Source organism: Bacillus sp. JJ1764, assembly GCF_036962145.1.
GTDB lineage: Bacteria > Bacillota > Bacilli > Bacillales > Cytobacillaceae > Neobacillus.
In genome coordinates this window covers 32,088-42,792 of record NZ_JBALNY010000050.1, presented here as the reverse complement: position 1 = coordinate 42,792, position 10,705 = coordinate 32,088, and the positions used below count along the sequence as shown (strand labels likewise).

Below are 10,705 nucleotides of genomic sequence, written 5' to 3'. Positions count from 1 at the left end.
GTGAAAATAATTTATCGATGCAAAAACCAATTATATCGACGAAAATGCCACGGTTATCTCAGCAAAAAATAATGTATCAACGCAAATTCCACTTTTATCTACAAACCCGCACTCAGGTCGGATTATATGGCACAATCTCATCGCCATCTAAATTCGTCAATCCTTCCATTCCATCCATGGAATCATTTTGCGGCGTGGAACACGCCATGTTCTCCTGGTATTTTTCAAACATAGCTGTCATCGGGCAATATCGAACAATTCCTTCTGCAACCTTCATCGCAGCGCAAATTGCCACAAAAAAATAAGAATCTCTCCAGGGATGCTTGACCATTTTGGCCGTACACCACGAAAGAATCGCTAGTCCTGCTGTGATGCGGATCAGGGCATTAACAATACCGATATTTGGGCTAATTTTCATGATACTCACTCCTTAGTAAAGTTCTTACAATATTTATCAATTCTTTACTGCTTTAAAATATAAAATATGATAGTATAGTAAATAAGATTTTTGTAAGGGTTTTCTTTTTTGGTACAAAAGGGGTAAAAACCACTAATAAAGCAAAAGTTTGTCCCCAACCAGTCATACCCTTGATAACAAACAATATTATTTTATATAGAGAACTACTCACTAATTTTAGGGAGGGAATTGTATGCTAGATCAACGCTACCGATGGAAAAATAAACATTTACGCATGCATGTATCCGTTTTGGATGGCCATACGTCTCCCACCATTTTATTGAAAAACGCCTTGTACCTAAATCAGACGTTTCGTAAGTGGATGAGAGCGAATATTTGGATTTATGATGATCGGATTGTTTATGTGGGGGAAAATCTACCAGTACGACTTGAAAACTGTGAGGTCATTGATTGCTCCAATCAAATCCTGGTACCGGGATATATTGAACCACATGCACATCCGTTTCAATTATATAATCCCCATACACTTGCGGCCTATGCATCCCAATTTGGTACGACCACATTAATCAACGATAATATGGCGCTTGTTTTACATATGAAAAAAAGGGAAGCGTTTACATTATTAAGGGATTTACGGTCGTTACCATCCACGATGTTTTGGTGGTGCCGCTTTGATTCACAAACGGAAATTTTGAATGAAGAGGAACCGTTTTCGCATAGTAATGTGAAGGCATGGCTGGAACATGATGCGGTTCTCCAAGGCGGAGAATTGACAGGGTGGCCGAAATTGCTTGACGGTGATGATATGATGCTGCACTGGATTCAAGAAGCAAAACGGATGCGCAAACAAATTGAAGGTCATTTTCCAGGAGCATCTGAAAAGACCTTGGCTAAAATGATGTTATTAGGTGCAGATTGTGACCACGAGGCGATTAATGGTGAGGAAATATACAATCGACTTATGCAGGGCTATATGGTATCACTTCGATATTCCTCCATCCGTCCTGACCTGCCGGACTTATTAGATGATATGAAACGCATGGGAATTGACGCTTATGACCGAATGTTCTTTAATACAGATGGATCCTCCACTGCCTTTTATGAGCAAGGGATTACAGATCAAATGATTCGGATTGCCATTGAAAAAGGAGTTCCTGTCATTGATGCCTATAATATGGCAACCGTCAATATTGCCCGATACTATAATATTGATTACCTAATAGGGAATATTGCGACAGGTAGGGTTGCCAATATTAACTTTTTATCAAGCATTGAAAATCCAACACCTGTCTCTGTACTTGCTAAAGGAAAATGGGTAAAACGCGACGGCGAGAAGGTAGAAGACAGTTATTTATCGGTTAATTGGGAGCAATATGGCTTAGAACCGATGGAGTTGAATTGGGAATTATCAATGGATGATCTGCAATTTTCTATGCCGTTTGGGGTTAAAATGGAAAATTCGGTCATTACCAAGCCTTACTCCATTTCGATTGACGTATCCGGAGACGAACTGCCATCCACCCATGATGAATGCTATTTTACCCTGATTGACCGTAAAGGGAATTGGCGGATTAATACACTGTTAAAAGGGTTTGCGAGCAGTCTGTCGGCACTGGCGAGTTCATTTTCCAATACCGGCGATATTATATTAATAGGAAAAAATAAGCAGGATATGCTTCATGCTTTTAATAGAATGAAAGAATTAGGCGGGGGAATTGTCCTTGTGGAAAACGGTGAGGTTGTCTGTGAATTGCCGCTTCCACTAGGAGGGATTATGTCCGATTTGCACCTTGAGGATTTAATGATTCAGGAAAAAAGATTATTCACCGAACTGAAGCAGCGCGGGTATGTCTTCTCGGATCCTATCTATAGTTTGCTTTTCTTTTCATCCACTCATTTGCCCTACATTCGCATTACCCAACAGGGAATGTACGATGTCATGAATAAAACAGTACTCTTTCCATCGATAATGCGTTAAACTATAATTGTTTAAAGAATTAAAGTATAAAAGAGTCAGGCTTCACATTACCAATATTGAGGTGTTAGATGAATGAAAAAATGGGCTGTTGCAGCAGCAGCGGTCCTTTTACTGTTCTCCGGCTGCAGTAAGAAGGAAACCGTAAATGGATCGGTTAAGGGTGATAAGAACGAAAATAAGGTGATCGAAGAAGAGCCAAAACAAGAAGAGAGCTATTATTTTCCATTAACCGGTGTCCAATCTGAAACAAAAACGGATGGAAGAGCTGTAGCAGTGATGATCAATAATCATCCGAAAGCAAGACCGCAATCCGGATTAAACAAAGCTGATATCGTTTATGAAATCCTTGCAGAAGGTGATATCACACGATTTATGGCTGTTTTTCAAAGCGAAAAGCCGACCAATATCGGGCCTGTCCGCAGTGCCAGGGATTATTATATTGAACTGGCAAAAGGGTTTAAAGCGCTCTATATTGCCCATGGATACAGTCCAGAAGCACAGAAGATGCTGAACAACAATTACGTGGATAATTTAAATGGTATGGTTTACGACGGAACATTATTCAAACGTTCGACTACCCGCCAAGCACCTCACAATTCCTATATTACGTATGAAAATATTTTAAAAGGTGTAGAGCTTAAACATTACAAAATGGATCAAACACCACCTGCTTTTACCTTTATGAAGCCAGAAGACACGGACAAGATTACTGGAACTGATGCAAAATCGGTGATGATTCATTATTCCAACAGCGGGATTTCCAATTCGATTATCGAGTTTGACCAAACTTCGAAAAAATATAAACGTTTCTCTGGTGGGGAGCAGACCGTTGACATGGAAACCAACGAGCCAATCCTGCTTGATAATATTTTCATTGTAGAGGCTGAGCATCAAGTAATTGATTCCGCGGGACATCGAGATATTAATTTACAATCCGGTGGAAAAGCTTACTTGCTCCAAATGGGGAAAGTAAATGAGCTCAATTGGGAGAATCGAAACGGACGAATAATCCCTGTTAAGGATGGAAAAGAAGTTCCGTTTGTTCCAGGGAAAACTTGGGTGAATGTGGTTCCGACCGATCCTGGAATGGCAAAAAGTGTCTCATTTAGAAATAATTAAAGTTTATTAAAAAAGGGGTAAAAGATCATGCAAATAAATAAATTACGAGGCAAAGAACTCGATCAATTATTTAAAGCTATTCTTTCACTAGAAGACCTAGAAGAGTGCTATCGCTTTTTTGATGATTTGTGTACGATTAATGAAATTCAAGCCTTGGCACAGCGACTTGATGTTGCGAGAATGCTAAAAGAAGGCAATACTTATCATAAAATCGAGGCAGAAACAGGTGCTAGTACTGCTACCATTTCCCGAGTGAAACGGTGCTTGAATTTTGGAAATGACACCTATGAAATGGTGTTGGAACGAATTAACGAGCAAGATAGCAAAGCAGAAAAGGAATAAGTAAACAGACCGGAGAACTATTCTTCGGTTTTTTCTTTTGAAACCAGATATTTCTATTTGCAGTTTCATTGTTTTATTTTTGTATCGATTCTGCTAATGCTATAATGGTGTAATGGAATGATTTAATAGGGGGAGCCTTGTATGTATGATTTTCGCGAGTGGCGACATGTGTTTAAACTCGATCCAAATAAAGAGATATCTGATGAACATATAGAAAAAATCTGTGAATCTGGAACAGATGCCGTCATTGTAGGTGGATCTGACGGTGTGACGCTGGAAAACGTGCTCGATTTAATGGCACGGGTTCGCCGTTACACAGTGCCTTGTGTCCTGGAGGTTTCAAGTATTGAGTCGGTAACACCTGGTTTTGATCTTTATTTTATCCCAACGGTATTAAATAGCAGCGATTCAACCTGGATAACCGGACTTCACCATCAGGCTGTAAAGGAATTTGGTGAAATTATGAATTGGGAAGAAATCATCATGGAGGGGTATTGCATTCTAAATGAGGACTGTAAAGCTGCCCAACTGGCTTCAGCAAATGCTGATTTAACCATAGATGATGTCAGGGCCTATGCGATGATGGCAGAAAAAATGTTTCAGCTGCCAATTTTTTATTTAGAATACAGCGGTAAACTGGGTAACCCTGAAGTAGTTGCAGAGGTAAAGAGCGTACTGGAGAAAACCGTTCTTTTCTATGGTGGAGGCATTACGACACCAGCAGAGGCAAGTGAAATGGCCAAATCTGCTGATGTTATTGTAGTTGGGAACGCCATCTATGATGATTTTGAACAAGCGCTAGAAACAGTTAAAGCCGTACGATAGTATTTGCTTAAACTGGCAGAGAACGGTACAATAACAAATAAGAACAAATGTTTGTATGGTGGTGGAATAATGCAATATTTAACTGACAAGTTATTAAACGGCTTGAACCCGGAACAGCAAAATGCCGTAAAAGCAACGGACGGCCCACTGTTAATTATGGCAGGTGCCGGCAGTGGTAAGACAAGAGTATTAACCCATCGTATAGCCTATTTAATTGTTGAAAAACGGGTGAATCCGTACAACATTTTGGCCATTACGTTTACAAATAAAGCTGCCCGAGAGATGAGAGACAGAATTCGGAAAATGATGGGCGGAGTAGCGGAAGAAATTTGGATTTCTACTTTTCACTCTATGTGCGTACGTATCTTACGCCGAGATATTGACCGGATCGGCTATAACCGTAATTTTACGATTTTGGACACGGGAGACCAGCAATCCGTTATTAAAGGAATTTTAAAAGAAAAGAACCTTGACCCCAAAAAATTTGATCCCCGTGCCATTCTTGGGTCCATCAGTTCCGCTAAAAATGAATTGATCGATTATGAGGAATATGGAAAAACAGCTGGTGGATATTTTGAACAAACCGTAGCTGAAGTCTATGAGGCCTATCAAAAGAAACTTCGCCAAAATCAGTCTTTGGATTTTGATGATCTCATTATGCTAACGATTCAACTATTCAAGCGCGTTCCGGAAGTGCTTGAATATTATCAACGCAAGTTTCAATATATTCATGTAGACGAGTATCAGGATACCAACAAGGCTCAATATTTGTTGGTAAAATTTCTGGCGAATCGATTTAAAAATCTATGTGTTGTGGGGGATTCCGACCAATCTATTTATCGATGGAGGGGTGCGGACATTGCCAATATTCTTTCGTTTGAGAAGGATTATCCAAACGCCAATGTGATTCTTTTGGAACAGAACTACCGCTCTACCAAAAGAATATTGTTAGCGGCAAATAAAGTTATTGAACACAACTTTAATCGTAAGGCAAAGAATCTTTGGACGGAAAATCCTGAAGGTCATAAACTATCTTATTATCGGGCAGACAGCGAGCAGGGGGAAGCCCAGTTTGTGATCAGTAAAATTAAGGAATTTACCCGTGATGGCGGTCATAAGCTTTCTGACATTGCCATTCTTTACCGAACAAATGCCCAGTCCCGGGTAATGGAGGAAGTGCTGCTTAAATCTAATATTAGCTATTCCATAGTCGGCGGCACCAAGTTCTATGACAGAAAAGAAATCAAAGATATGCTTGCGTATTTACGCCTGATTTCAAATCCAGATGACGATATTAGCCTTGCACGGGTTATCAATGTTCCAAAGCGGGGCATCGGTGCAACTTCCTTTGATAAAATGGCTGATTTTGCCGCGATGCATGATATGTCTATTTTTCAAGCACTAGATTCAATCGATCTGATTGGAGTTAGTCCGAAAATTACAAAAGCAGCCAAGGAATTTCGTGATTTAATCAAAAATTATACGAGAATGCAGGAATTCTTGTCTGTAACGGAATTAGTAGAGGAAATTTTGGAGAAAACCGGTTATCGGGAAATGCTCAAAGCGGAAAAGTCACTGGAAGCACAAAGCCGTCTTGAGAACTTGGAAGAATTATTATCCGTTACCAAAAACTTCGAAGAAACAAGTGAAGATCGAACCCTTGTCGCTTTCTTAACGGATTTAGCACTTGTGGCAGATATTGATTCTATGGATGATGAGGAAGAAAAGTCTGATTCTGTGGTTTTGATGACCCTGCACTCTGCTAAAGGTTTAGAATTTCCTGTTGTTTTCTTAATTGGTATGGAAGAAGGCGTGTTCCCACATAGCCGTTCTTTAATGGAAGAATCAGAAATGGAAGAGGAACGACGTCTAGCTTATGTAGGCATTACAAGGGCAGAGCAAAGGCTAATCTTGACGAATGCTCAAATGCGGACTCTTTTTGGACGCACGAACATGAATCCTGCCTCCAGATTTATCAGTGAAATTCCTGAGAATCTCTTGGAAGGTGTAGAATCTGAAAAGAGAACCATACCTTTTGGTTCACGAGGAATGGGAACATCAACCTCCTCATTTGGCGGGGGGCAACGCGCTTCCTTTGGAGCACCTGCCACCCAGAAAAAACCAGTCATGCGCCCGGTTTCAGCAGCTACCACCACTGGCGGTGATGAAATTGGCTGGAAGGTTGGCGATAAAGCGGAACACGGAAAATGGGGGATTGGGACTGTTGTCAGTGTGAAAGGTCAAGGAGAAGGAACCGAGCTTGATATTGCCTTTCCAAGCCCAACAGGCATTAAACGTCTGTTGGCGAAATTTGCACCGATAAAAAAAGCGTAACTACATCGCCCAATTTGCAGTCATATAGATGAGGATTTTTTTATGAAAGGGCTGGATTTATGGACCTTCAAAACACAGAACAAAGAGTAAAAGAACTTAGAAACTTATTAAATCAGTACGGCTATGAATATTATGTTCTGGACAAGCCATCTGTACCGGACGCTGAATATGATCGAATCATGCAGGAGCTTTTAAAGTGGGAAGAGACCTACCCGCAGCTGCGAACTGAAGATTCCCCTACTCAGCGTGTCGGCGGTGCCGTACTAGATATGTTTGAAAAAGTACAACATCGCGTTCCTATGCTCAGTTTGGGCAATGCCTTTAATGAGCAGGACTTACGGGATTTTGATCGACGTATTCGCCAAGCGGTCGGGGACAAGATTTCCTATGTGTGTGAATTAAAGATTGATGGATTAGCGGTTTCCTTGAGATATGAAGAGGGGTTATTTGTCCAGGGGGCTACTCGTGGTGATGGGACGTTATCGGTAAAATCTAATATGTATAAATGTGTGAATACAGTATTCAATAAAATGAATAATAGGATAAGAAGAAATAATATATTAATTAGACAAGAAAAGAGATGTAGTCCCGTAGCGGGTAGCGATAACGATGAATTAGCTTTCAAGAGGAATAGAGTTAATTCTATAGAGCTTAAACAAGATGGGGGTGTAGCAGCATGAATGTGAAAGAAAGAATCGAAGAGCTACGTAACCTAATCAAATATCATGATGATTTGTATGATAAAGAACAAGAAGAGATATTAGATTATGAATATGATCAACTTGTTCAAGAACTAATAACTTTAGAAACTGAAAATCCTGAATATTTTAGTCCAGATTCACCTACTCAAAAAGTATGGGGAACAGTCAAACGAGAATTAAGGGAAGTACAGCATGATGTACCAGTAATAAGTCTTCAAGATGCATTTTCAAAAGAAGAAATTTATGTTTTTGTAAACAAGGTTAGTTCTCAAATTGATAATCCAAAATTTGTTGTGGAAAAGAAAATTGATGGGCTAACTGTTATGCTAAGATATCACAATGGAAAATTAACCGAAGGAATAACGAGGGGTAATGGCGAAGTTGGAGAATCAGTTTACGAAAACGTATTAGAAATCAAATCCATCCCTAAAAGTATTCCAACAGAATTACCTTATTTAGAAGTTCGTGGGGAAGTTTATATGTCCAATGACTCTTTTAATAAGGTATTAGAAAGAGAAAAAAACAAGGGTGGTAAGAAGTATAAAACAGCTAGGAATTTAGCTTCTGGAACAATAAGACAATTAGATTCGAGCATAGTTAGAGAGCGTAATCTTGATATATTTGTCTTTAATCTTGAAATAGCAGAGGATAAAAACTTTTCTTCTCATAGTGAAACTTTGGAGTGGATGAAAAATCAAGGTTTTAAGATTATACCCGATTATAAAGTTTGTAATACTGCTGATGAAATTTGGGAAGCAGTTTCAACAATTGGTGAAGAAAGAAGTAGCTTACCTTATGGAATAGACGGGGCAGTTATTAAAGTTGATAATTTAAATGATAGAAAAATATTAGGAAGTACAAGTAAAGTTCCAAGATGGGCTATTGCTTATAAATATCCTCCAGAACAAAAAGAAACTATTATTAAAGATATAAAGATCCAAGTAGGGCGTACTGGAAGAATGACCCCTTTAGCAATTTTAAAAACTGTAAAATTAGCAGGAACAGATGTTACAAAAGCAACACTCCACAACCAAGATTTTATTAAATCAAAGGACATTAGAATTGGTGATACAGTTGTAATTCAAAAAGCGGGAGATATAATACCAGAAGTAATAAAAAGTATCCCTGAGAAAAGGCCAGCCAATGCCATGGAATATACAATTCCAACAACTTGTCCAATATGTAATTCACCTACTATAAGGGAAGAAAATGGGGCAGATACACGTTGTATCAATCCGGATTGTCCTGCACAGCAACTTGGCGGTATAGTATATTTTGCATCTAAAGGTGCGATGGATATTAAGGGACTTGGACCAAGTTCGGTTGAATCACTAATATTGGAAGGCTATATAAAAGACATTGCTGATATATATTACCTTGAGCAGCATCGTGATGAATTAATAGAAAAAGGGGTAATTGGAAGAAAAAAATCAACTGACAATCTTTTAAAAGCTATCGAAAAGTCAAAAGATAATGATATAGAAAAGCTAATCACTGGACTTGGAATTAAAAATGTAGGAAAACAAACAGCAAGGGTATTGGCTTTGAATTTTCCTGATATTGATGCAATAATGAATTCAACCTATGATCAATTAATAACCTTGCCTGATTTTGGAGATATAGTAGTAAATAGTGTTATAACTTATTTTAATCAAGAAAAAAATCAACAACTTATCGCTAAATTAAGAAGTGCAGGCGTAAATATGAAATCAAAAACGTTAGAAGATAATACTGACGATAGATTTTCTGGTAAAACATTTGTAATCACCGGAACACTTCCAACCTTAAATAGGGATGAAGCAACAAAATTAATTCAAATGTATGGTGGGAAAGTTTCTGGGAGTGTATCTAAAAAAACATCATACGTCCTTGCTGGAGAAGAGGCAGGAAGTAAATTAACAAAAGCTCAGGATTTAGGAGTAACGATAATAAATGAAGAAGAATTTAATAATATGATAAAATAACTTCACTAAAATGGCTCAGATCAAAATCACCTGAGTCATTTTTCTTTTCTAAATTGTAAAAAAGTAAGTAATAAAAACATATGCATTAATGGATGCTGTACCAGTTGAATTTCAAGTCTTAAAAAAAGTCAAACGATGTTTTTTTCTCCTAAAAAATCCTAGCAATTCTATTGTTTTTATAAAAAGGAGTGAGAATTGCTGTTGATTCTACACGCTTTTTTTATTTCTGATGTTTTTTTATAAATTCGTTCAATTCTTCATCACGAAGTTTATTAAGGTTAATATACTCTGGTTCATAGTATTTATTTTCGAAATAGTCTGCAACCTCTTTGCAAATCTCATAAAAATCGAATTCCGATTCTATATCATTTTTCATAATGTTGATTCGGTTTTGAACTAATACGATATTAACCTTTGAATTCTCTTTTTTTGGATCTTTCCTATTAGGACTACAAATAACACCTGTCCCCCTATATTCAGGGTTAGAGTAGGGGAGCTACATATTATAACCGGTATATTCACATCTCCATACTGGTCCTTAAACAATTCTTTCACATAACATGCTAACGTACTAACATCAGGAAAATCCGAATGATTAACTTTTTATGCCTTTTAGAATTACTAAAAACAGCCGAAGCTATCATGTCAAAATCTCTACATTGTTTACAGGATTTAGCTTTTGATCCCCTTATATAGACTTGATTGCACACTCTGCATAACCTACTCATTCACATACTCCTATAATGTTCAACTCTTATCTTATATAATACTAAATTTAAATATCCAAATGAGTTTATTTTAGATAAATCTACCATATATGGTTATCTACAATTATTATTTAACTCTGTTGGTAATCCTGTTAATAAATTGTGGGTAACTACTTTTGATTAACATTTTAAAGTTTACGATAGACAACTGAGGAACCAGGGGCGCAATACTGTAGAAAGAATTGTGCTCTTTATTTATGTCAAATGCCAGATTGTAGAAGCATATGAGGAGTTGTATATTTTTAAATCAACATTGT

The 10,705-nt window shown here is 37.9% G+C and carries 7 protein-coding genes and 1 pseudogene; 7 read left to right on the top strand and 1 reads right to left on the bottom strand.

The genetic code is table 11. The features are described 5' to 3' along the window. Window positions 1–112 precede the first annotated feature (112 nt). A complete protein-coding gene (locus V7083_RS08260; RefSeq protein ID WP_335476961.1) occupies window positions 113–418 on the bottom strand; it encodes a YgaP family membrane protein in 306 nt (101 codons plus the stop codon). A gap of 232 nt (window positions 419–650) precedes the next feature. Between V7083_RS08260 and V7083_RS08255 the strand changes: the two genes are divergently transcribed. The 7 genes and pseudogenes from V7083_RS08255 (at window position 651) to ligA (ending at window position 9,681) form a co-directional block, all read left to right on the top strand. Beyond that, the gene (locus V7083_RS08255) at window positions 651–2,396 is read left to right on the top strand and encodes an adenine deaminase C-terminal domain-containing protein (protein ID WP_335476959.1); all 1,746 of its coding nucleotides are present in this window, start codon (window positions 651–653) and stop codon (window positions 2,394–2,396) included. A 72-nt stretch (window positions 2,397–2,468) separates the two neighbouring features. Then, the gene (locus V7083_RS08250; RefSeq protein WP_335476957.1) at window positions 2,469–3,515 is read left to right on the top strand and encodes a DUF3048 domain-containing protein; all 1,047 of its coding nucleotides are present in this window, start codon (window positions 2,469–2,471) and stop codon (window positions 3,513–3,515) included. Between the two features lie 27 nt (window positions 3,516–3,542). Next, complete coding sequence (locus tag V7083_RS08245; RefSeq protein WP_335476955.1) at window positions 3,543–3,857, top strand: YerC/YecD family TrpR-related protein; 315 nt, start codon at window positions 3,543–3,545, stop codon at window positions 3,855–3,857. A 141-nt stretch (window positions 3,858–3,998) separates the two neighbouring features. Then, entirely contained in the window at window positions 3,999–4,682 is a 684-nt protein-coding gene (locus tag V7083_RS08240) for a heptaprenylglyceryl phosphate synthase (RefSeq protein ID WP_335476953.1), read from the top strand. Window positions 4,683–4,751: 69 nt separating this feature from the next. Further along, window positions 4,752–7,016, top strand: coding sequence for a DNA helicase PcrA (gene pcrA / locus V7083_RS08235; RefSeq protein ID WP_335476951.1), 2,265 nt, complete (start codon window positions 4,752–4,754; stop codon window positions 7,014–7,016). A gap of 59 nt (window positions 7,017–7,075) precedes the next feature. Then, window positions 7,076–7,591: pseudogene (locus V7083_RS08230) on the top strand (DNA ligase LigA-related protein); the annotation flags it as partial. Between the two features lie 101 nt (window positions 7,592–7,692). Further along, a complete protein-coding gene (gene ligA / locus V7083_RS08225; RefSeq protein WP_335476949.1) occupies window positions 7,693–9,681 on the top strand; it encodes an NAD-dependent DNA ligase LigA in 1,989 nt (662 codons plus the stop codon). The last annotated feature ends 1,024 nt before the right edge of the window (window positions 9,682–10,705 follow it).